Raw genomic sequence first — 20,727 nt, 5'->3', positions numbered from 1 at the left:
TCGCCCCTGCCCTAGACCTTAATCGATTTTAACGATATCGCTGCCGTCCATAATGAGGGACGCGTCATTCATCCTGGGCCGTGCGGGTTCGCGCGTGCTGGCGGTCGTGCTGCTGACGGCAGCGACCGCGCTTGGCGGCTGCGCCGGCGGCGGCGGGGCCGCCAATTCCTATGCGATGGCGCCGAGCACGGGCTCCGGAGCGACGGTTGCCTTCGAATCGATCGACGGGCCGCCGCCGCAGGTGTTCGACCGCATGGTCGGCGTGCTCGACAGTGAATCCAAGCTGCGCAGCCTGTCCGTCGTCTCCCGCGAGGGGACCGCTGCCTATCGCGTGCGCAGTTATCTCTCCGCCCAGGTGGTGCGCGGCAAGACCGTGATCGCCTGGGTCTGGGACGTCTACGACGCCAACCAGCAGCGGGCCCTGCGCCTCTCCGGCGAGGAGCCGACCGCCGCCAGGGGCGGCCGCGATCCCTGGAACGCCGCCGACGACCTCGTGCTGCGGAAGATCGCCCAGGCCGGATTCAGCGGACTTTCCAACATGATCAACGGAACGCCGGATGCACCGAGCACGGCTCCGGGCCTTCGGGGACCGGCGGTGGCGAGCATCGCTCCGATCGCACCCGTACCCGAGATGCCGACGACGGCACTCGGCTATGCGGAGCGATAACCCCCGCTAAACCACGGCCTCAAGTTGCGGCCAAGCCGTTGGCCCGACTCGGGATTTTCGAAGGGAAAACGTAGCCTCCCGGGTTGCCATTGCAGCCCCCGGCCTGATATTTCCTCGCCCGTCGTAACCGTGCTTCCAGTGGGATCTGAGATGTTAAACGTCGTATCCAGCAAAGCGCGGGAGGAAGCATCCATGTCGGGCAAGAACGGCTCCATCAAGCTCGTCGCCGGCAACTCCAATCCGGCCCTCGCGCAGGCGATCGCGCAGGGCCTGGACCTGCCGCTGACCAAGGCGGTGGTGCGGCGCTTCGCCGACATGGAGATCTTCGTCGAGATCCAGGAGAACGTCCGCGGCTCGGATGCCTTCATCATCCAGTCGACCTCGTTCCCGGCGAACGACCATCTGATGGAATTGCTGATCATCACCGACGCGCTGCGCCGCTCCTCGGCGCGCCGCATCACGGCAGTGATCCCGTATTTCGGCTACGCCCGGCAGGATCGCAAGTCCGGCTCTCGCACGCCGATCTCGGCCAAGCTCGTCGCCAACCTGATCACCCATGCCGGCGTCGACCGCGTCATGACGCTCGACCTTCACGCTACCCAGATCCAGGGCTTCTTCGATATCCCGACCGACAATCTGTTCGCTGCCCCCGTGATGGTGCGCGATATCCGCGAACGTTTCGACCTCGGCAAGGTGATGGTGGTCTCGCCAGATGTCGGCGGCGTGGCCCGCGCTCGCGGCCTTGCCAAGCGCATCAACACCCCGCTCGCGATCGTCGACAAGCGCCGCGAGAGGGCGGGCGAATCCGAGGTCATGAACGTGATCGGCGACGTCGCCGGCTATAGCTGCATCCTGGTCGACGACATCGTGGACTCTGGCGGCACGCTGGTGAACGCGGCCGACGCGCTGATCGCAAAGGGCGCCAAGGACGTCTACGCCTACATCACCCACGGCGTGCTCTCCGGCGGCGCGGCCGCCCGTATCACCAACTCCAGGCTGAAGGAGCTCGTGATCACCGACTCGATCCTGCCGACGGACGCGGTGAGCAAGGCGCCGAACATCCGCACCCTGCCGATCGCCAGCCTGATCTCGGACGCGATCGCGCGCACGGCGGCGGAAGAGTCGGTGTCGAGCCTGTTCGACTAGTTTTCCGATCGCGACAGGGCCTCGTAGGGTGGTCAAAGGCGCAACGCGCCGTGCCCACCTTTGTTGTGACCATGAAGATGGTGGGCACGCTTCGCTTTGCCCACCCTACAGGGCTGACGCGCCGCAGCACGCCTCGCAGCCCACGGGTTGTTGCCGCCCGCCGCCCATGACATCATCCGGATACCGAGTCATCTCTGCCCTCTGGATTCCTGATGCCAAGCCGGAAATTTGCCTGGGAGAAGCTCTCGGATGACGAGTTGCTCAAGCAGCGCCTCTCCAGCCTGAGGGTGACGGTCAAAGGCACCTGGCTCGAGGACTGCGTCAGCACGCTTCATGAGGAGCTCGAAGAGCGGGGCATCCGGCTGCGGCCTCACACCTGGATCTCGAGCGAATGGTTCAGTCCGGGCGGTGTGCCGGGCATCGCCATCCCCTTCTATCTCGCCCATCCCCGTCTGATGAAGCTCGAGAAGAAGATGATGTTCGACGTCGAGGGCGGGACCTGGCGCGAATGCATGGCGATCCTCCGTCACGAGGCCGGCCATGCCATGCAGCACGGCTATCAGCTGCAGCGCCGCCGGCGCTGGCAGCAGCTGTTCGGCCCGTCGTCGAAACATTACCCGCGCTACTACCGACCCAATCCTGCCAGCAGGCGCTACGTCCAGCATCTCCGGCTGTGGTACGCGCAGAGCCATCCGGACGAGGATTTCGCCGAGACCTTTGCGGTGTGGCTGCGGCCGCGTTCGAACTGGCGGACGCGATATGCCGGCTGGCCCGCACTGAAGAAGCTCGAATATGTCGACGAGCTGATGAGCGAGATCGCGGGAAAGCGGCCGCCGATTACGACGCGGGAGCGTGTCGAGCCGCTGGGCCGGCTCAGCCAGACGCTCGAAGACCACTACAAGAAGAAGCAGGCGTTCTACGCCTTCACGCCACCGAAGACCTACGACCGCGACCTCTCCCGGCTGTTTTCGGCCGATCCGCGTCATCACCGCTCAAAGCCGGCTTCGGCCCTGATCCGGCGCCACCGCGCCCATATCAGGCAATTGGTCGCGCGATGGACCGGCGAGAACCAGCTCACGCTCGATGCCGTGCTTGACGAGATGATCTCCCGCTGCCGCGAACTCGACCTGCGCGCCGTCGGCCCTGAACAGAAGCTCGTTCTCGACTTCACCGTCCTCGTGACCGCCAAGACGATGCACACGATGTTCGGCCCGTCTCGGCGCAAATGGATCGCGCTATGAGACGCTTGCGCATTCTGGTCCTGATGCATCCGGACTTCATGCCCCCGGACTCCTCCGACGGATACACCGCGCAGGAAATCAACAATTGGAAAACGGAATACGACGTCGTCAGCACCTTGCGTGCGGCCGGCCACGACGTCCGCGCGCTCGGCGCGCAGGAGGAGATCAAGCCGGTGCGCGAGGCGATCGAGGAGTTCAAGCCGCATGTGGTTTTCACGTTGCTGGAGGAATTCCACAACAACGTCGCCTTCGACCAGCACATCGCGAGCTATCTCGAGCTGATGAAGGTCCCTTATACCGGATGCAATCCGCGCGGCCTGATCCTGGCGCGCGGCAAGGACCTGTCAAAGACGCTGGTCCATCACCGGCGCATCGCGGTGCCGGCCTTCGCGGTTTTCCCGATGCGACGCAAGGTCAGGCGGCCGAAGCATCTTCCGCTGCCGCTGATCGTCAAGAGCCTGAACATGGATGGATCTGCCGGCATTTCCCAGGCCTCGATCGTCGACACCGACGAAAAGCTCGCGGAGCGCGTCGCCTTCATCCACGATCGGAGCGAAACCGCCGCCATCGCCGAGCAGTTCATCGAGGGACGCGAGCTTTATGTCGGCGTGCTCGGCAACAACCGCCTGCGCGTCCTGCCGGTCTGGGAACTGAAATTCGGCAGCATGGGCGGGCGCAGGTCGCGGCACATCGCCACCGAAAAGGCCAAGCACGACACCGACTATCAGGAGAAGGTCGGCATCGTCGACGGGCCGGCGAAAGACCTCTCGCCCGAAGTTACCGCGCGCATCCAGCGCGCGGCGAAGCGCATCTATCGGGCGCTTGGCCTCGACGGCTACGCGCGTATCGATTTTCGTCTCACCGCCGACGGCACGCCGTATTTCATCGAAGCCAATCCCAACCCCGAGATCGCCAAGAGCCAGGAGTTCGCCACGGCGGCTCAACATGCCGGGCTCAAATATCCGGATCTCCTGCAGCGCATCCTGACGCTCGGCATCAGCCGGGCCAAGGCGGGGGTGTCATTGGGGTGATGGAAGGTGACAGCGATCGTAGAATGGCCCCTCATCCTACCAGACGCGCTACGCGCTCCTCGGGATGAGGGGTAATGGTCGTTGCACTGCGTTACACAATTCCCGCCGCGACCTGGCCACGCAGGCGCTCCAGGCCGAGCAACGTCTCCGCACAGGCGGCCGCGACCTCGACGCCCTTGATCGCAAAATGCTTGCGGAAGAAGTCGTAGTGCACCTCGGTCTCGTGGAATTGCTGCGGCGTCAGCACCGCGGAGAACACGGGAACTTCGGTGCGCAGCTGCACGTCCATCAGCGCCTTGATCACGGTGTCGGCGACGAACTCGTGGCGATAGATGCCGCCGTCGACGACGAGGCCGGCCGCGACGATGGCGGTGTAGCGCCGCGTCTTGGCGAGAACCTGCGCATGCAGCGGGATCTCGAACGAGCCCGGCACCTCGAACACGTCGACATGGGTGAGGTGGCGCGCTTCGGCCTCCTTGATGAAGGAGATGCGGGCCTCCTCGACCACGTCGCGGTGCCAGCAGGCCTGCACGAAGGCCACCCGCTGCGGCTTTGCGAAGCGCGGGTGGTCGGGCGCCGGGTCATGCGGAACCGGCGGTAGGGTGACTTCGGAAGTTTCGGTTTTGGGGTCTTGCAACATCTGATTCATGGCTTTCCTCGGTTTAAGGACCAGAATCAGGGCACACGGAACGACAAACAGCCGCACCTTGCGATGCGTCTGCCTCCGACCGTTCTCTTTCATCCGGACTTTAACCGTCGGCTTCGGAGTTGCACCGAATCTGCTGACCCTTCCCCCCGGAGAAATCCTTTTCAGGACCATCCTCGAGGAAGGCGCTCGCGGGCTTGAGCCTTTCGGCCCTTACCGCCGGTGGGGACTTTCACCCCGCCCTGAGAACATCGGCCGCCCGGGATGAGCGGCCTGACCGGAAATATGACGCCGGCCGGCGGCCACAGCAAGCGTGTTCCTCATGGGGATAGCGCATGGTCCCATGCCGCCATTGAGGTCCTCTTGGCGGCACGGCCCTCGCGGGGCGGAATTAACGATTGGCGCGGGGTCCGGAATCCGATTCCGGTTTGTTCTCATCGTTAAGAATTGTGGCCGAGAGATGAGCTGTGGACGAACGAGTCCTGACTTGTGGACGGACTCGGCAGCCAGTTGCGCAGATTCCGCAAATCACATCACTTGATCCGCGACAGGCCCGCACCGATCCGAGGGGATCGCAACAGCGACCCCGAGGGGAATCGCGATAGCGACATTGAGGGAGCGTACCGGGCCGACCGCGTGCGTATCAAAGACAACAAAAAGGCAAGAGGTCGAGACGGCATGTCCCTGCTCGAAGGCACTATCGATTCCAGAAGCCATCCACTCGCGGTGGTCGAGGATATCGCTGCCAGCAACAACTGGCCGTTCGAACGCTCCGGCGAAGACGAACTCACCATTGTCTCGAAGGGACAATGGACCGACTACCAGATCTCCTTCACCTGGATGGGCGAGATCGAGGCGTTGCATCTGGCCTGCGCCTTCGACATGAAGATTCCGGTCGCGCGCCGCGGCGAGGTGCAGCGGCTCGTCGCCGCGGTCAACGAGCAGCTGTGGGTCGGGCACTTCGATCTCTGGACCAACACCGGCATGATCATGCACCGCCAGGCCCTGGTGCTGCCGGGCGGGCTCACCGCCTCGACCGCGCAATGCGAAGCCATGCTCGCCGGCGCCATCCACGCCTGCGAGCGCTATTTCCCGGCGTTCCAGTTCGTGGTGTGGGCCGGCAAGACCACCGCGCAGGCCATGGACGCGGCGATGTTCGACACGGTGGGAGAGGCGTAGGGTCTCGCCCACCTCTCCGCCGTCGTCCCGGACAAGCGCAGCGCAGATCCGGGACCCATACCGCGTGATGCCTCCTTGGGGCACGCGGCTTGTTGCCGACACCTTCATCCACTAGAACCGCCTGTGGTTATGGGTTCCCGCTCCCCGTGCGCAATTGCGCACTAGGCGGGGACGACAGCGTACGTGTGGCAGCAGCGATGACGAACAACCCCCTCCAGAACATCACCGGCACCATCCTCCTCGCCGGCGCCGGCAAGATGGGCGGCGCGATGCTGACCGGATGGCTTTCGGGCGGACTCGATCCGCGCCGCGTCGCCGTGATCGATCCGCACATCTCGCCCGAGATCATCGCGCTTGCCGTCAAGGGTGTCGCGCTCAATCCCGACGCGACGACGGCCGGCCCCGTCGAGACGCTGGTCGTGGCGGTGAAACCGCAGATGTTCCGCGAGGCCGGCATCAGGCTGAAGCAATTCGTCTCGGACAAAACCTCGGTGGTCTCGATCATGGCGGGAACCACGATCGCATCGCTGCAACAGGTCTGCGGCGGCGCCGTGGTGCGCGCAATGCCGAACACGCCGGCCGCGATCGGCCGCGGCATCACCGTCGCGGTCGCAGCCAACAACGTCAGCGCCGCGCAGCGCGCGGTGGCCGATGCGCTGCTGCGCGCCACCGGCTCGGTCGAATGGGTCGACGACGAGAGCCTGATGGATGCGGTCACTGCCGTCTCCGGCTCCGGCCCGGCCTATGTGTTCCTGCTCGCCGAAGAACTCGCCCGCGCTGGCGTCGAGGCCGGATTGCCCGAAGCACTGGCGACCAAGCTTGCACGCGAGACGGTCGCCGGCTCGGGTGAACTGTTGCACCAGTCGGAGCTGCCGTCGAGCACGCTGCGCCAGAACGTCACCTCGCCCGGCGGCACCACGGCTGCGGCGCTCGGCGTGCTGATGGGCGAGCCCGGCCTGCGCGAGTTGATGATCCGCGCGATTGCCGCGGCGACGAAGCGGTCGAAGGAATTGGCGAAGTAGGCAGAACAAGAGCGTTTCGGCCCCGATCCGGACGGCCGAACGCAAGGCGATCCTGGCTGTTGCCGATAAGGAGAGCGTCGTGAACCTCTACGCGAAACTTCTCGAACGACAGGCCGCGAGGCGCCCCATCAGGATCGGACTGATCGGGGCGGGCAAGTTCGGTGCGATGTACCTGCATCAGGTTCTGCGCACGCCCGGCGTCCATCTCGTCGCAATTGCAGACCTGTCCCCGTCGCGTGCCCGCGAAAACCTGAACCGCGTCGGCTGGCGCCCTGAGCAGTTCGCCGCCGTCTCGCTTGAGGATGCACTCAAGAATGGTACGACCTTCCTGACCGAAGACTGGGAAGCGCTGATGAAGTGCGGCGGCATCGAGGTGATCGCCGAGTGTACCGGAAATCCCGTCGCGGCGGTCGAACACTGCCTTGGCGCCTTTGCCAACGGCAAGCCCGTCATCAACGTGACCGTCGAGGCCGACGCCTTCTGCGGACCGATCCTCGCGCAAAGAGCAAGACAGGCCGGCGTGATCTACAGCCTCGCCTATGGCGATCAGCCGGCCCTCGCCTGCGACCTCGTCGATTGGGCAAGGGCCTGCGGTTTCCCGGTCGTGGCGGCCGGCCGCGGCCACAAATGGCTGCCGCATTATCGGGAGTCGACGCCCGAAACGGTCTGGGACCATTGGGGCCTCTCCGCCGAGCAAGCCGCGCGCGGCGGCATGAACCCAAAGATGTTCAACGCATTTCTCGACGGCTCCAAGCCGGCGATCGAATCCGCCGCGATCGCAAACGCAACCGGGCTGGAGGCGCCCTCGCAAGGCCTCGCATTCCCGCCGGGATCGGTCGACGACATCCCGACCCTGATGCGCCCGCGTTCCGAGGGCGGCATCCTGGAATCCAAGGGACAGGTCGAAGTCGTGTCCTGCCTGACGGCGGACGGCAAACCGATCCCCAACGACATCCGCAAGGGCGTCTGGGTCTGCTTCGAAGGCGACAGCGAGTACATCCGCAACTGCTTCCAGGAATATAGCGTCGTCACCGATCCGAGCGGCCGCTACATGAGCTCCTACAAGAAGTGGCATCTCATTGGTCTCGAGCTCGGAATTTCGGTCGCCTCGATCGCACTGCGCAAGGAGGCGACGGGGGTCGCAACGACGTTCAACGCCGATGTTGCCGCGACAGCCAAGAAGGATTTGCGCGCCGGAGATACGCTGGACGGAGAAGGCGGCTACACTGTCTTCGGCAAGCTGACGCCGGCCAGAACCTCGCTTGCAAAGGGCTATTTGCCGCTCGGGCTTGCACACAATGTGCGATTGACAAAGGCGGTAGCAAAGGACTCCTGCATCACCTGGGCCGATGTGGCGATTGACGAAACGCTGCCTGCTGTGCGTGTCCGCAGGGAGCAGGAAGCGTTCTATTCGTCGCCGGGAGCGCGCAGGGAGAGTTAGGCGAAGTCACGCCGAGCGGGCAGCACTATGCGCCCAGCCGCTTGTTGAACATCTCGACATTGACGAGCCCGCGCGCGTGGCGGCCCTCGCCGAGCTTGCGCGTGCCCTCGAACGCCTCGACCTCGAACCGAATGACGCGGCGTTCGACCGCAACGACCTTCGCGGTCGTCCGCACCGTCGCGCCGACGAGTGCGGCGGCGAGATGGCGGATGTCGACCTCGGTGCCGACGGTGACCCACCCCGGCTGCAGCGCCGAGCGGATCGCATCGCCCGACGTCATCTCCATTTCCAGGATCATCATCGGCGTCGCATAAACCATCGGCATACCCGGCACGAAGTGCCCGACCGTGCGCTCCGCCGGGACCACCAGCGTGCGCTCGGCGCTCATGCCGATCGTGATGTAATCGCGTGCGTCCATGGTGCCTCAAACTCCGCTGTCGTCCCGGATCTGCGCTGACGCTGGTCCGAGACGACGGTGGTGGTTGCCGCTCCAGCCGAGGCTACTTCTTCGCGGCCGCCGCGCGCTCCACGAAGGTCTTGCCGCCCTTCATCTTGTGGCGGAGCGGGGCTTCGTTGATCTGGATGACGACGGCATCGGCGTCGACGCCGAGATTCTTCACCAGCGCCTGGGTGATGTCGCGCATCATGCCGGCCTTCTGCTCGTCGGTGCGGCCTTCGGCCATGCTGACAGTGATCTCAGGCATCGTTCTCTCCCTGCTGCGTTCGTCATGGCCGGGCTTGTCCCGGCCATCCACGTTCGCTTTCATCAAACAGGACGTGGATGCCCGGGACAAGCCCGGGCATGACGCTTGGCGGAATGGCTATCCCCACTTTACGTCATGGCGCGACAGGACCTCACGCACTTTCGCGACGAGATCTGCTTCGCTGCACGAGAACTGCGCCGGGCGGCTCTCGCGCCATTCCTGGTTGGAGGCGATCGCGGCCGCCGCCTTGGCGCCCTCGACCAGGTCCTTGATCTGCACCTCGCCGCGCGCCTTTTCATCCGAACCCTGGATGATCACGCAAGGCGAGTTGCGGCGGTCGGCATATTTGAGCTGATTGCCCATGTTCTTGGGATTGCCGAGATAGAGCTCGGCGCGGATGCCGGCGGTCCGCAAGGACGCCACCATCTTCTGGTAGTCGGCGACGCGGTCGCGATCGAACACGGTGACGACGACGGGGCCAAACTCCGGCTTGGTGTCGAGCTTGCCGAGCAGCGTCAGCGCGGCCTGCAGCCGCGACACGCCGATCGAGAAACCGGTCGCCGGCACCGGCTCGCCGCGGAAGCGCGAGACGAGGCCGTCATAGCGGCCGCCGCCGCCGACAGAGCCGAAGCGCACCGGGCGGCCTTTGTCGTCCTTGGTCTCGAGCAGCAGTTCGACCTCGTAGACAGGACCGGTATAGTACTCGAGGCCGCGGATTGTCTCTGCGGAGATCCGGAAGCGGCTTGAGCCGTAACCCGACGATTCCATGATTGTTAGTATCTGCCGGAGTTCGGCAATCCCCTGCTGACCTGTTTCGGAGTTGGCAACGAGCTTGTACCAATGATCCAAGAGGCGGGAGTTGAAATAGAAAAAGCGTGTATTTGGCTTTTCTGGCAGGCTCGTAACGGCAGCCATTTCGGCGCCGGTTCTTGTCCATTCATCATCTGTAGGCGCTTTGTACATCGCCATGTCCGCCCAGGTTTCGCCCTCCCCAGTAACGAAATCTAGAATTTGGCCCACAGCCGCCGGCGCCAATCCAGCGCCCTTTGTGAAGTCGCCGCTGTCGTCCTTACGTCCTTCTCCAAGCAGCTGTTTGATGCCCTCAACGCCCAAGCGGTCAAGCTTATCGATTGCGCGCAGTACGATAAGGCGACGGTCTGCGTTCTCCTCACCTGCGAGCCCAATCGCTTCCAAAACGCCATCGAGCACCTTGCGGTTATTCACCTTCACGACGTACTGGCCGCGCTGCACGCCCAGCGCTTCCATCGTGTCGGCGGCCATCATGCAGATCTCGGCATCCGCTGCCGGCGTCGCCGAGCCGACCGTATCGGCGTCGAACTGCATGAACTGGCGGAAGCGGCCGGGGCCGGGCTTCTCGTTGCGGAAGACATAGCCGACGCGGTAGCTGCGATAGGGCAGGACCAGCGCGTCGGTGCCGTAACGCTCGCCGACGTAGCGGGCGAGCGGCGCGGTCAGATCGTAGCGCAGGCTGATCCACTGCTCGTCGTCGTCCTGGAACGAGAACACGCCCTCGTTCGGACGGTCCAGGTCGGGCAGGAACTTGCCGAGCACGTCGGTGTATTCCATCGCCGGCGTCTCCACCGGCTCGAAGCCGTAGAGCTCGTAGACGGTGCGGATCTTCTCGACCATCTCGCGCGTCGCCCGGATCGCGGCGGGGTCGCGATCCTCGAGCCCGCGCGGCAGGCGCGCCTTCAGTTTCTGGGGTTTTTTGGGTTTTTCGGCCATCCGCGGCGTTTACCAGCCGGGGCGCGAAGCGGCAACCGGGGTATCCGCAGAACTCGTCATGGCCTGAGGGCTGAGCCCCGTGCCCCTACGGCTGCTCCATTCGCGCCCTTAGCGCGTCCGCGTCCGCCTTGGGCAGGGACTTCAGGGTCGGTTTGATGGTTTCACCGCCGACGATCTTGCCGTTGCGCATGAACATCCAGTCCGAGATGTCGGCCTCAGTGAACTTGACCTCGTCGCCGGCCCGTTTGCCGGGCAGGTCCCGCGGTTCGTTGGCGAACACGCCCGAATAGCCTCCGCCCGGCAGCTTCTTCACCTCGGCGATCCAGATGTGCTCGCCACCCTTCCGAGTCGAGAAGCGCACCTTCAGGGCGTGCCCGGCTTCCGTCGGCTTGGGCGATTCATAAGAAGCCCAGAAGGTGGGCAGCGTGCCGCGGGCGCGCGCGATCGCGGTGTTCATTTCGGGATCGGTAGTGCGCACGTCGACGATCGGCGAGCGGTCATCGGCTGCGACCTCGTGCGTTGGGCCGATGGTGAGGATGCCGAAAACGGAGATGCCGGTGATTGCGGCGAGAATGGCCCATTTCACGGGCTGGGGGAGTCTGGGTGCCATGATCGCGATGTCCGGATGCCTCGATGTGTCGAGGCTTGGTCGCGCGATCCGGGCCTCCCGTTCATGGCACGGTGCAACCGGCGTACCCCGGATACGTGGTGCGCTGCTGACCGGGGTCCAGCCACAGGCAGTCTGGGTCCCGGCGCGCGCTTCGCGCGTCCGGGACACGAGAGATCAAAACACCTTGCGGATCCAATTGTGGGGATCGTTGGTGCGGCCGTACTGGATGTCGACGAGCTGCTTGCGCAGGCCCATGGCGACGGGGCCGGCGGCGCCGCCGCTGATCTCGAAATCGCCGCTCACCGAGCGCACCTTGCCGATCGGCGAGATGACGGCGGCGGTGCCGCAGGCAAACGCTTCCTTCAGCCTGCCTGAGGCCGCATCCTTGCGCCACTGCTCGAGTGTGTACGGCTCCTCGCGCACGGTCTTTCCGGCATCGCGGGCGAGCGCGATGATGGAGTCGCGGGTGATGCCGGGCAGGATGGTGCCAAGCGGCGGCGTCGAGAGCGAGCCGTCGTCGAACACGAAGAAAACGTTCATGCCGCCGAGCTCTTCGATGTAGCGGCGCTCGACCGCGTCGAGGAAGACGACCTGATCGCAGCCGTGCTGCATTGCCTCGGCCTGGGCGCGCAGGCTCGCGGCGTAATTGCCGCCGCATTTGACGGCGCCGGTGCCGCCGACGGCCGCGCGCGTATAATTCTCCGAGACCCAGATCGAGACCGGCGCGGGACCGCCCTTGAAGTAGGAGCCAACAGGCGAAGCGATCACCGCGAAGATGTATTCGGACGACGGCTTGACGCCGAGGAAGGTCTCGCTCGCGATCATGAAGGGCCGCAGGTAAAGGCTGCCCTCGCCGCCGGGCATCCAGGCGCGGTCGATGCGCACGACCTGCTCGACCGCCTCGATGAAGACGTCCTCGGGCAGTTGCGCCATCGCCATGCGGTCGGCGGAGTCCTTGAAGCGCCGCGCATTGGCGTCGGGGCGGAACAGGTTCACGCCGCCGTCGTCGCGCTTGTAGGCCTTGAGGCCCTCGAAAATCTCCTGGGCGTAGTGCAGCACGGCGCCGGCCGGATCGAGCTGGAAGTTGGCGCGCGCCTCGATCTTCGCCTCGTACCAGCCGCCCTTGGCCTGGTTGTAGCGCACGATCGCCATGTGATCGGTGAAGACCCGTCCGAAGCCGGGGTCCACCAACCTGGCGACGCGGTCCTTTTCGGACGTCGGATTGGATGCGGGCTGGATATCGAATTTCATGCTCATGTCCTTGCCTCCCGCTGCCGGTGGCGGCGCCGTTCCGGCGCCGGCCTGCCCCTCTTCGGGCCCGGCTGGCTTGATTGGTTTTAGGCCGAACCACCGCCAGCCTTGTTACGGCCGGTTTCCGTGGCCAGCATATCGCCGAGGACATGCTTTTGCGGAAGGCGGAAGTCCAGTATGTTTTGCCGAAACGCCGCTCGACAATCGCACGGTAAGATCTGATCCGGCCGTCGTCGCCTGTCCGGCTCTCTCCAGCCGCCCTTGCTTCGATGCCACCCGCGCGAAACGATCTAAAATTTCGTGCTGGTCAATCGTTTTGTAACATTGAACCCAAGATACGTCAATATGCCTGACATAAATTTCGCGACTTCCTCACACGACGCCGCCGAGCCCAGGCCGGCGGCAGACGACGGAGGCAATTTGCGCTGGGATATCATCGAGCTACTATTCTTCGCCTATCGCGACTTCGTCGGCGACCCCGACCAGGAGCTGGAGGCTTTCGGCTTCGGCCGGGCCCATCACCGGGTCATGCATTTCGTCTACCGCTATCCCGGCCTCAAGGTCGCCGACCTGCTCGACGTGCTCCGCATTACCAAGCAGTCGCTCGGCCGCGTGCTCAAGCAGCTGCTGGACGAGGGCTACATCGTGCAGAAGACCGGCGACAATGACCGCCGCCAGCGCTTGCTCTACGCGACGCCGAAGGGCGAGGCGCTGGTGCAGAAGCTCGCCGGGCTGCAGACCACGCGGATCACCAAGGCGCTCGCCGAGATGGCTCCGCAGGATGCGGAAACCGTCAAGCGCTTCCTGCGCGCGATGATCGATCGCGACGATCCGGACAAGGTGCTCGAGACGATCTTCGCTTCCGTCAACCACGACACCAAGGAGTGACCGTGCCGCTTGCAGCCACGCTCGCCCGCCCGCCGGCGCGCCCGGCCGATGACGCCCCGCATCTGCTGCTCGTCGACGACGACCGCCGCATCCGCGATCTGCTCTCGCGCTTCCTCGCCGCCGAGGGCTACCGCGTCACCACCGCCGCAAGTGCCGGCGATGCACGCTCGAAGCTGCTGGGTCTGCATTTCGACCTCTTGATCCTCGACGTGATGATGCCCGGCGAGACCGGCTTCGATCTGGCCCGCTTCATCCGCACATCCTCCTCGGTGCCGATCGTGATGCTGACGGCACGACACGAGGCGGAAGCGCGCATCGAGGGCCTGCAGATCGGCGCCGACGACTACGTGGCGAAACCGTTCGAGCCGCGCGAGCTGGCGCTGCGCATCAACAACATCCTCAAGCGTGCCGCGCCGCCGCCGCAGGCCACGGCGGTGGAGAAGATCGCCTTCGGTCCCTACGTCTATCATCTCGATCGCGGTGAGTTGCGGCAGGGCGAGGAGGTCATCCACCTCACCGACCGTGAGCGCGAGATGCTGCGCATTCTCTCGGAGACCCCGGGCGAGACCGTGCCGCGCAGTGCGCTGACCGGCAACGGCAGCGTCAACGAGCGCGCCGTCGACGTGCAGATCAACCGCCTCAGGCGCAAGATCGAGACCGACCCCGCCAATCCACTGTTCCTCCAGGCGGTGCGCGGCATCGGCTACCGCCTGGTGGCCTCGCCATAAATCAGTGAAGCGCGACCGATGAGCACGATCGACACCGGCCTGACGCTGCTCCGAAGCGCCGCCGGCCGCGTCTCCGCCGCCAACGGCTGGATGGGCAACGCGTTCAAGGGCTGGATGCCGACCGGCCTCTACGCCCGCGCGCTCCTCATCATGATCGTGCCGATGGTGGTGCTGCAATCGGTCGTCGCCTTCGTGTTCATGGAGCGGCACTGGAACACGGTGACGCGACGCCTGTCGGCCGCGGTGGTGCAGGACATCGCGGCGCTGATCGACGTCTACAAAGGCTATCCGCAGGACAAAGACCGCGACCAGATCCGCCGCATCGCCCAGCAGCGCCTCGGCCTCGTCGTCGACTTCCTGCCCCCCGGCGACATGCCGCCGCCGGGACCGAAGCCGTTCTTCTCGCTGCTCGACCAGACGCTGTCGGTGCAACTCGGCCGCCAGATCGGACGCTCGTTCTGGATCGACACGGTCGGCCGCTCCAACCTCGTCGAGATCCGCATCCAGCTCGACGATGCCGTGATGCGCGTGTTCGCGCAGCGCAGCGCCGCCTACGCCTCCAACTCGGAGATATTCCTGTTCTGGATGGTCGGAACGTCGTCGATCCTGCTGATCGTCGCCGTGCTGTTCCTGCGCAACCAGATCAAGCCGATCCTGCGCCTTGCGGATGCCGCCGAAAGCTTCGGCAAGGGCCGCGAGGCGCCGAACTTCAGACCGCGCGGCGCGCGCGAGGTGCGGCGGGCGTCGGTTGCCTTCCTCGAGATGAAATCGCGCATCGAGCGCACCATGGAGCAGCGCACCGCGATGCTCGCCGGCGTCAGCCACGATCTGCGCACGATCCTGACCCGCTTCAAGCTCGAGCTGGCGCTGATCGGCGACAGCCCCGAGCTCGACGGCATGCGCAAGGACGTCGACGAGATGTCGATGATGCTGGAGGATTACCTTGCCTTCGCCCGCGGTGATTCCGGCGAGCAGTCGCAGCCGACCGACATGGCGCAGGCGCTCGAGGAGCTGCGCGGCGACGCCGAGCGCCACGGCCATGCCGCGACCGTCGCCTTCCACGGACTGCCCGTGGTGACGGTGAAGCCGGCTTCGTTCAAACGCTGCCTCGCCAACCTCGTCACCAATGCGGCGCGTTACGGCAAGGCCATCGCCATCACCGGCCAGCGCGACCATCGTTATTTGACCGTGACGGTTGACGACGACGGCCCCGGCATTCCCACGCATTTGCGCGAAGAAGTGTTCAAGCCGTTCCTGCGGCTGGACAACGCCCGCAACCAGGACGAAGGCGGCACCGGCCTCGGCCTCGCCATCGCCCGCGACATCGCCCGCTCGCATGGCGGCGACATCACGCTCGGCGACAGCCCGATGGGGGGATTGAGGGCGAGCGTGAGGATTCCAGTTTAAGCTGCTCTTGCCTCCCCCCGCTTGCGACACGACAATCGCATTTGAAGATTGTCCGTCTGCGGCCATCCTTCGAGACGCCCGCCGTTGGCGGGCCCTTAGGATGAGGACGGAATGCGCGGCAGCAGTTTCAACAGGCACCCACGCCGGTTAGCCTCGTCCTGAGGAGACCGCGAAGCGGTCGTCTCGAAGGACGAGGCGTGCGCTCAGCTCACGGAGGGCGCACCGCCGGCCCTGCGAACACACCTACTTCGGCAGTAGCGCCTTCAGCTTGTCCATGTCCCGCACGTTCATCTTGAAGCCGCCGGGCATCACGATGTCGCCCGGCTTCTGCTCCGGCTTGCAGGCCCCAAGCCACTTCGCTTGGAGCGTCATGGTGCTATCGCGCCCGGCAGCGCCCGCGACGCCGCCTTTCGCGTGCGACGAGGTCTTCACGGTGTAGGCCGAATTGAAATCGCCGGTGATCTCGGCATGCGAGGTCGTGCTGACGCCGGCGACGCTGCACTCGGAATCGCTGACATAGCCGGTCGCGGTCTTCTTGATGTCCTGCTTGGAACAGATCTGCTTCGCCATCGGCGAGACGTTATTGTTCATCTCCTTGTCGACTGTCTCGTCGGTGCAGTGCTGCATGGTCATCTCGGGCATCGGCGAGCCCGTCGTAACCAGCTTCATTTCCCAAAGACCGGCCTTGCGCACCGGCAGGTCGTCGGCGCAGGCACCGCCAACCGACAGCACGAGGCAAAGGGTCGAGCCGAGCAAAGCGAGTTTGCGCGTCATGCGAGAAGCTCCCGGCTGAGATTGCGGCGTTACGGCAACGCCTCAGTAGAGCGTGCGGATCGGCTGGTCGGCGGCGCCATAGGGCACCCAGCGGCAGGAAAACGAGATGTAACCGCCCTCATAGGCCTGCACCGCCAGGAATTTCACGACCTTGCCATAGCGCGCGCAGTGATCGACCGCGGCCTGCCGGGCATCGACCTGGGTGGCCATCGAATAGGCGATGATGCCGCCGGTGTCGTTGCCCTTGAAAGGCGGCACATAGTCGGCGCGCGCCGACTGGCTCGCCATCATACCCGAGACAACCAGGCTGGCGAGAAGACCCGCGGCCGCAATGATTCGCATTCCCGTCACTCCAATTGGCTGGCGGTCAGTTTACGGTGCCGGGAGGGAAGTGGAAAGAACGGAAGCCCTGCCAACCACGATGTTGTGGTCAACTCCTGGCGAAGTGTTGCCGCGCTGCACTTGACCTCCACCGGCCTTCGCGGCACCGTCCACCCCCAACTTCAGCTGTCCGGATTGACCATGCGCGCCTCCTCCCCGAAATCGCTCCGCTATGCCGCCGTGCTTGGCCTCGTGTTCGGGGCGATGTCGCTCGGCGAGGCCCGGGCCGCCAATCCGCTGGAGCTGAATTTCTGGCTGAGCGGGCCGCGCTATGACGGCGCCGTCGCCGATTGCGACAGGGCGCTGCCGACCATCGCCACCCAGTTCTGGGAAAAGGAAAGCACGTTCTGGAATTCCTCGTTGAAGATCACAGGCTTCTCGGCCGTTCGCGAGACCGCGTTCCGGCCCTGGCAATCCGACAACATTCCGCGCCGCTATTGCAGCGCTGACGCCATGCTCAATGACGGCAAGGTGCGCAAGGTGCATTACTCGCTCATCGAGGATGGCGGCTTCGCCGGCTACGGCAACGGCGTCGAATGGTGCGTGGTCGGGGTCGACCGCAACTGGGCCTACAATCCGGCCTGCCGCGCCGCCAAGCCCTGATCGGAAGGCCCTGATTCGGGTCGCTCGAGGCGCTGAATAGCGGCCGCCCGAATTTTGTTCTTGAAATGTTCCTATCGCCTGCTAGGCTTCCTTGCACAGTCTAGTTGAGGGGCGCCGCCATGTTTCATTCCAGATTGCATTCGTTTTCCCGTCTCGTGATCTCCGTGACCCTGGCAGCCGGACTGGCCTTGCTCGCCGGCGGCGCAAACGCCCAGGACAAGCGGCAGAACGCGCCCGGCGAATTCGACTTCTATGTGCTGTCGCTGTCGTGGTCGCCCTCGTTCTGCGAGGAGGCGACCGAGCGTGGCCGCCGCTCCCAGATCCAATGCGGCGGACGGCCTTTTGCCTTCGTGGTGCATGGGCTGTGGCCACAATATGAGAATGGCTTCCCGGAATATTGCCAGCGGCCCGCACCACGGCTGAACCGCAGCATCGTCTCCTCGATGCTCGATTTGATGCCGGCGCCGGGCCTGATCTTCAACGAGTGGGACAAGCACGGCACCTGCTCCGGCCTCGCCGACCGCAGCTATTTCGAGACGATCCGCAAGGCGCGCGCTGCCATCAAGATTCCGGCCGAATATCTCGATTTGTCGCAGGCCAAGACCGTGGCGCCGGCGGAGGTCGAGGAAGCCTTCATCAAGGCCAATCCGGGGCTGAGCAATGCCGCCGTCTCGGTCACCTGCAACCGGACGCGGCTGTCCGAGGTCCGTATCTGCCTCAGCAAGGACCTGCAATTCCGCGCCTGCGACGAGAACGAACGCCGCACCTGCCGCCGCGACCAGGTGACGATGCCGCCGATCAGGGGCGGGTAAGTCGAGGTCTCCGCATCGTCAATCCGGGGCGCGCGGAGCGCGATCCCGGACTCCATCTGACGGCATCTTCGGTGGCAAGATCGATTCCGGGCTCGGTGCTACGCACCGCCCCGGAATGACAAGCCGTTACTTTCATCGCGCGATGTCGTAACTCTGCGCCATGAACTACCATCACGCCTTTCATGCCGGCAATTTCGCCGATGTCATCAAGCACATCGTGCTGGCGCGCATCATCACCTATCTGCAGGACAAGCCCGGGGCGTTCCGCGTCATCGACACCCATGCCGGCGCCGGCCTCTACGATCTCGACAGCGACGAGGCGCGCCGGGGCGGCGAATGGCTGACCGGCATCGCGCGGCTGATGCAGGCGCGCCTGTCGAACGAGAGCGCGGCGCTGGCCAAGCCCTATCTCGACATCGTCCGCGCCTTCAATCCGAAGGGTGAGCTCAAGGCCTATCCGGGCTCGCCGTTGATCGCGCGCGGCCTGCTCAGGCCGCAAGACCGCCTCGTCGCCTGCGAGATCGAGCCGAAGGCGCGGAAGGCACTGATCGCCGTGCTGCGTCGCGACGAACAGGCCCGCGTGGTCGACCTCGACGGCTGGGTGGCGCTGCCGGCCTTCGTGCCGCCGAAGGAGCGGCGCGGCCTCGTGCTGATCGATCCGCCCTTCGAGGCAAAGGACGAGTTCGAGCGGCTGGGCGAAGCCTTCTCCACAGCCTTCGCGAAATGGCCGACCGGCATCTACGTCATCTGGTATCCGGCCAAGAACCGGCGTGCCACCGACACGCTCGCCCAAACCGTGGCGCGGCTCGCAGCTGCAGCAAAACCGCCGGGAAATTGTCTGCGCCTCGAGTTCAGCGTTGCGCCCCAGCTCGATGGCGGGGCTCTCGCCTCCACGGGGCTCCTGATCGTCAATCCACCCTACACGCTGCAGGGCGAGCTCAAGACGATCCTGCCCGAGCTGGAAATGCCGCTCGGCCAGGGCGGCGCTGCCAGATTCCGATTGGAGACACCGAGACCGTAACACTCCGGCATTCTTGGGAAAAATATGCAGGAGCGGTGGTCAATCTGCAGAGAACCGTATTATGCTGTTTCCGTGACTGGCTTTACGTTCCGCTTCCGCGAATGGTTGCGGCGGAGTGAAGGCCTAAGAAAGATCCGGCCGGACCGTTGCGGTCCGCCCAAGGATGGCCAGCTCTCCCGGGCTTCGTAGCGCCCGGTCATGTCGTGACGTGAGTCTGCGTCGCGACGGAGGAGCAATGAGGGGGAGTTTCCCGATGGCCATGACGGGAACGGTCAAGTTTTTCAACGGCGAACGCGGCTACGGTTTCATCAAGCCTGACGACGGCGGCCGCGACGTCTTCGTACATATTACGGCTGTGGAGCGGGCCGGACTGAAGGACCTTGCGGAAGGACAGCGCATTACTTTCGAAGTCGAGCCGGACAAGAAGGGCAAGGGACCGAAGGCGGTCAATCTAGTGATCTTGGCCTAGCGGGACTGACGCGCAGTCTTCGGCGCAATACTCGGCGCAAGAAAGCGAAAAAAATCCCGGCCGCGAGCGGCCGGGAGGTTGTCGTCCGGTATTTTCTTCTTCAGCTATCAGAAGTGATAGTTCACGCCTGCGCGCACAACGCTGGCGCTATAGCCGTTTGACACGCCTGTAATCGCGAACTGGCTCGACGACAGATCGATGTAGAGATATTCGAGCTTCGCGCTCCAGTTCGGCGCGAAGCCGACCTCTGCGCCGGCGCCGATGGTCCAGCCGGCGGTGGTGTGCGACTCCGTCCAGCCGAACGTCTGTGCGCGCAACTCGCCGAAGGCCAGGCCCGCGGTGCCGTAGAACAGGATGTTGCTGAAGGCATAGCCGGCGCGACCGCGCAGGGTGCCGAACCAGGGATTGGAGAACTTCCACGGCGCGAAGGTGTCATCGGCACCGGCGGCCTGGATATCGCCTTCCACGCCGAACACCCATGGGCCGTTCTGGAAATTGTAGCCGGCCTGCACGCCGCCGACGAAGCCGGCGGGCTTTGCGGGATTGTTGCTCACCGAGCCCCACTCGTAACCGAGATTGGCGCCGAGATACGGGCCCGCCCAACTATAGGCGTTGAGCGGCTGGTTGACGGTATAGGGCGCGCGCTGACCGTAACTCATGTCGGCGGCCTCTGCCGAAGCTGTCCAGCCGGCCGCAACCAACGCGGCTGCGCCCACAACGAACCTCTTCATCACACACTCCCAACGCAACTGTCGCAACCGGTGCGAAGCCTGACGCCGCCGCGCAAGGCAAACCGCATGGTTACGGAACCACGACCTTTTCGCGTAAGATTTATCGAGAGTTTTAAGTTAAAGGGCTGTTAAGCCGGGTTACCGCGCTGTTAACAGGCTTAAGCAAGCGTTACCGGGAACTGGGCCGCCATCCTGTGCGTGCGGCGTTGCCGGAACTTCAAATCGGCAC

Annotated in this window: 23 protein-coding genes and 1 riboswitch; of the genes, 14 read left to right on the top strand and 9 right to left on the bottom strand. The window is 64.7% G+C overall.

Translation table 11 applies throughout. The features are described from left to right. Positions 1-52 precede the first annotated feature (52 nt). From CIT39_RS05550 to CIT39_RS05535, 4 genes are all read left to right on the top strand, one after another. On the top strand, positions 53-667 hold the full coding sequence (locus tag CIT39_RS05550) for a hypothetical protein (protein WP_094973044.1): 615 nt from the start codon (positions 53-55) through the stop codon (positions 665-667). 192 nt (positions 668-859) lie between these two features. Further along, complete coding sequence (locus CIT39_RS05545; RefSeq protein WP_162308363.1) at positions 860-1,813, top strand: ribose-phosphate pyrophosphokinase; 954 nt, start codon at positions 860-862, stop codon at positions 1,811-1,813. Between the two features lie 212 nt (positions 1,814-2,025). Beyond that, entirely contained in the window at positions 2,026-3,054 is a 1,029-nt protein-coding gene (locus CIT39_RS05540; RefSeq protein ID WP_094973046.1) for a putative zinc-binding metallopeptidase, read from the top strand. Continuing rightward, positions 3,051-4,085 (top strand): D-alanine--D-alanine ligase family protein, encoded by a 1,035-nt coding sequence (locus CIT39_RS05535; RefSeq protein ID WP_162308362.1) that lies wholly within the window; start codon positions 3,051-3,053, stop codon positions 4,083-4,085. The genes CIT39_RS05540 and CIT39_RS05535 overlap by 4 nt, the downstream gene beginning before the upstream one ends. A 91-nt stretch (positions 4,086-4,176) precedes the next feature. On the opposite strand, the gene CIT39_RS05530 is transcribed toward CIT39_RS05535, so the two are convergent. After that, positions 4,177-4,734 carry a 6,7-dimethyl-8-ribityllumazine synthase gene (locus CIT39_RS05530; protein ID WP_094973048.1) on the bottom strand — a complete coding sequence of 186 codons (558 nt, stop codon included), beginning with the start codon at positions 4,732-4,734 and terminating at the stop codon, positions 4,177-4,179. A 77-nt stretch (positions 4,735-4,811) separates the two neighbouring features. After that, positions 4,812-4,985: riboswitch (FMN riboswitch) on the bottom strand. Positions 4,986-5,409: 424 nt separating this feature from the next. Here CIT39_RS05530 and CIT39_RS05525 point away from each other — a divergent pair. The 3 genes from CIT39_RS05525 (at position 5,410) to CIT39_RS05515 (ending at position 8,373) form a co-directional block, all read left to right on the top strand. Then, positions 5,410-5,910, top strand: coding sequence for a type III secretion system chaperone family protein (locus CIT39_RS05525; protein WP_094973049.1), 501 nt, complete (start codon positions 5,410-5,412; stop codon positions 5,908-5,910). Between the two features lie 197 nt (positions 5,911-6,107). Next, on the top strand, positions 6,108-6,932 hold the full coding sequence (gene proC / locus CIT39_RS05520) for a pyrroline-5-carboxylate reductase (RefSeq protein ID WP_094973484.1): 825 nt from the start codon (positions 6,108-6,110) through the stop codon (positions 6,930-6,932). Between the two features lie 79 nt (positions 6,933-7,011). Then, the gene (locus CIT39_RS05515; protein WP_094973050.1) at positions 7,012-8,373 is read left to right on the top strand and encodes an NAD(P)H-dependent oxidoreductase; all 1,362 of its coding nucleotides are present in this window, start codon (positions 7,012-7,014) and stop codon (positions 8,371-8,373) included. Between the two features lie 25 nt (positions 8,374-8,398). Here CIT39_RS05515 and CIT39_RS05510 read toward each other — a convergent pair whose 3' ends face one another. From CIT39_RS05510 to CIT39_RS05490, 5 genes are all read right to left on the bottom strand, one after another. Next, positions 8,399-8,791, bottom strand: coding sequence for a thioesterase family protein (locus CIT39_RS05510; RefSeq protein WP_094973051.1), 393 nt, complete (start codon positions 8,789-8,791; stop codon positions 8,399-8,401). 82 nt (positions 8,792-8,873) lie between these two features. Beyond that, positions 8,874-9,077 carry a tautomerase family protein gene (locus CIT39_RS05505; protein WP_008144861.1) on the bottom strand — a complete coding sequence of 68 codons (204 nt, stop codon included), beginning with the start codon at positions 9,075-9,077 and terminating at the stop codon, positions 8,874-8,876. Positions 9,078-9,194: 117 nt separating this feature from the next. After that, complete coding sequence (hisS, locus tag CIT39_RS05500) at positions 9,195-10,727, bottom strand: histidine--tRNA ligase (RefSeq protein ID WP_414645242.1); 1,533 nt, start codon at positions 10,725-10,727, stop codon at positions 9,195-9,197. A gap of 181 nt (positions 10,728-10,908) precedes the next feature. After that, a complete protein-coding gene (locus CIT39_RS05495) occupies positions 10,909-11,433 on the bottom strand; it encodes a YegJ family protein (protein WP_094973053.1) in 525 nt (174 codons plus the stop codon). A gap of 174 nt (positions 11,434-11,607) precedes the next feature. Next, positions 11,608-12,690: a branched-chain amino acid aminotransferase gene (locus tag CIT39_RS05490; RefSeq protein WP_094973054.1), complete on the bottom strand. Its 1,083-nt coding sequence runs from the start codon at positions 12,688-12,690 to the stop codon at positions 11,608-11,610. 339 nt (positions 12,691-13,029) lie between these two features. Between CIT39_RS05490 and CIT39_RS05485 the strand changes: the two genes are divergently transcribed. Genes CIT39_RS05485 through CIT39_RS05475 form a run of 3 tightly spaced genes read left to right on the top strand, consistent with a single transcriptional unit; the run spans position 13,030 to position 15,707 of the window. Continuing rightward, positions 13,030-13,572 (top strand): MarR family winged helix-turn-helix transcriptional regulator, encoded by a 543-nt coding sequence (locus CIT39_RS05485; RefSeq protein WP_244607520.1) that lies wholly within the window; start codon positions 13,030-13,032, stop codon positions 13,570-13,572. After that, positions 13,569-14,300: a response regulator gene (locus CIT39_RS05480; protein WP_094973056.1), complete on the top strand. Its 732-nt coding sequence runs from the start codon at positions 13,569-13,571 to the stop codon at positions 14,298-14,300. Before CIT39_RS05485 ends, CIT39_RS05480 begins: the two co-directional genes overlap by 4 nt. 18 nt (positions 14,301-14,318) lie before the next feature. Next, entirely contained in the window at positions 14,319-15,707 is a 1,389-nt protein-coding gene (locus CIT39_RS05475) for an ATP-binding protein (protein ID WP_094973057.1), read from the top strand. A 243-nt stretch (positions 15,708-15,950) separates the two neighbouring features. Here CIT39_RS05475 and CIT39_RS05470 read toward each other — a convergent pair whose 3' ends face one another. Next, the gene (locus CIT39_RS05470; RefSeq protein WP_094973058.1) at positions 15,951-16,481 is read right to left on the bottom strand and encodes a DUF3617 domain-containing protein; all 531 of its coding nucleotides are present in this window, start codon (positions 16,479-16,481) and stop codon (positions 15,951-15,953) included. Positions 16,482-16,523: 42 nt separating this feature from the next. Continuing rightward, the gene (locus CIT39_RS05465) at positions 16,524-16,823 is read right to left on the bottom strand and encodes a hypothetical protein (protein WP_038947472.1); all 300 of its coding nucleotides are present in this window, start codon (positions 16,821-16,823) and stop codon (positions 16,524-16,526) included. 180 nt (positions 16,824-17,003) lie between these two features. Between CIT39_RS05465 and CIT39_RS05460 the strand changes: the two genes are divergently transcribed. The 4 genes from CIT39_RS05460 to CIT39_RS05445 all read left to right on the top strand — a co-directional run bounded on the left by CIT39_RS05460 (position 17,004) and on the right by CIT39_RS05445 (position 19,767). Then, positions 17,004-17,465 (top strand): hypothetical protein, encoded by a 462-nt coding sequence (locus tag CIT39_RS05460; RefSeq protein ID WP_094973059.1) that lies wholly within the window; start codon positions 17,004-17,006, stop codon positions 17,463-17,465. A gap of 119 nt (positions 17,466-17,584) precedes the next feature. Further along, complete coding sequence (locus CIT39_RS05455; RefSeq protein WP_094973060.1) at positions 17,585-18,277, top strand: ribonuclease T2 family protein; 693 nt, start codon at positions 17,585-17,587, stop codon at positions 18,275-18,277. A 160-nt stretch (positions 18,278-18,437) separates the two neighbouring features. Further along, on the top strand, positions 18,438-19,298 hold the full coding sequence (locus tag CIT39_RS05450) for a 23S rRNA (adenine(2030)-N(6))-methyltransferase RlmJ (RefSeq protein WP_094973061.1): 861 nt from the start codon (positions 18,438-18,440) through the stop codon (positions 19,296-19,298). Positions 19,299-19,551: 253 nt separating this feature from the next. After that, entirely contained in the window at positions 19,552-19,767 is a 216-nt protein-coding gene (locus CIT39_RS05445; RefSeq protein WP_028176631.1) for a cold-shock protein, read from the top strand. Positions 19,768-19,874: 107 nt separating this feature from the next. Here CIT39_RS05445 and CIT39_RS05440 read toward each other — a convergent pair whose 3' ends face one another. Then, entirely contained in the window at positions 19,875-20,498 is a 624-nt protein-coding gene (locus CIT39_RS05440) for an outer membrane protein (RefSeq protein ID WP_162307367.1), read from the bottom strand. Positions 20,499-20,727: the final 229 nt, after the last annotated feature.

Source organism: Bradyrhizobium symbiodeficiens (genome assembly GCF_002266465.3).
Taxonomy (GTDB): Bacteria; Pseudomonadota; Alphaproteobacteria; order Rhizobiales; family Xanthobacteraceae; genus Bradyrhizobium; species Bradyrhizobium symbiodeficiens.
Note: the sequence above shows the minus strand (reverse complement) of the source record. Positions and strands in the feature narration are given on the sequence as shown.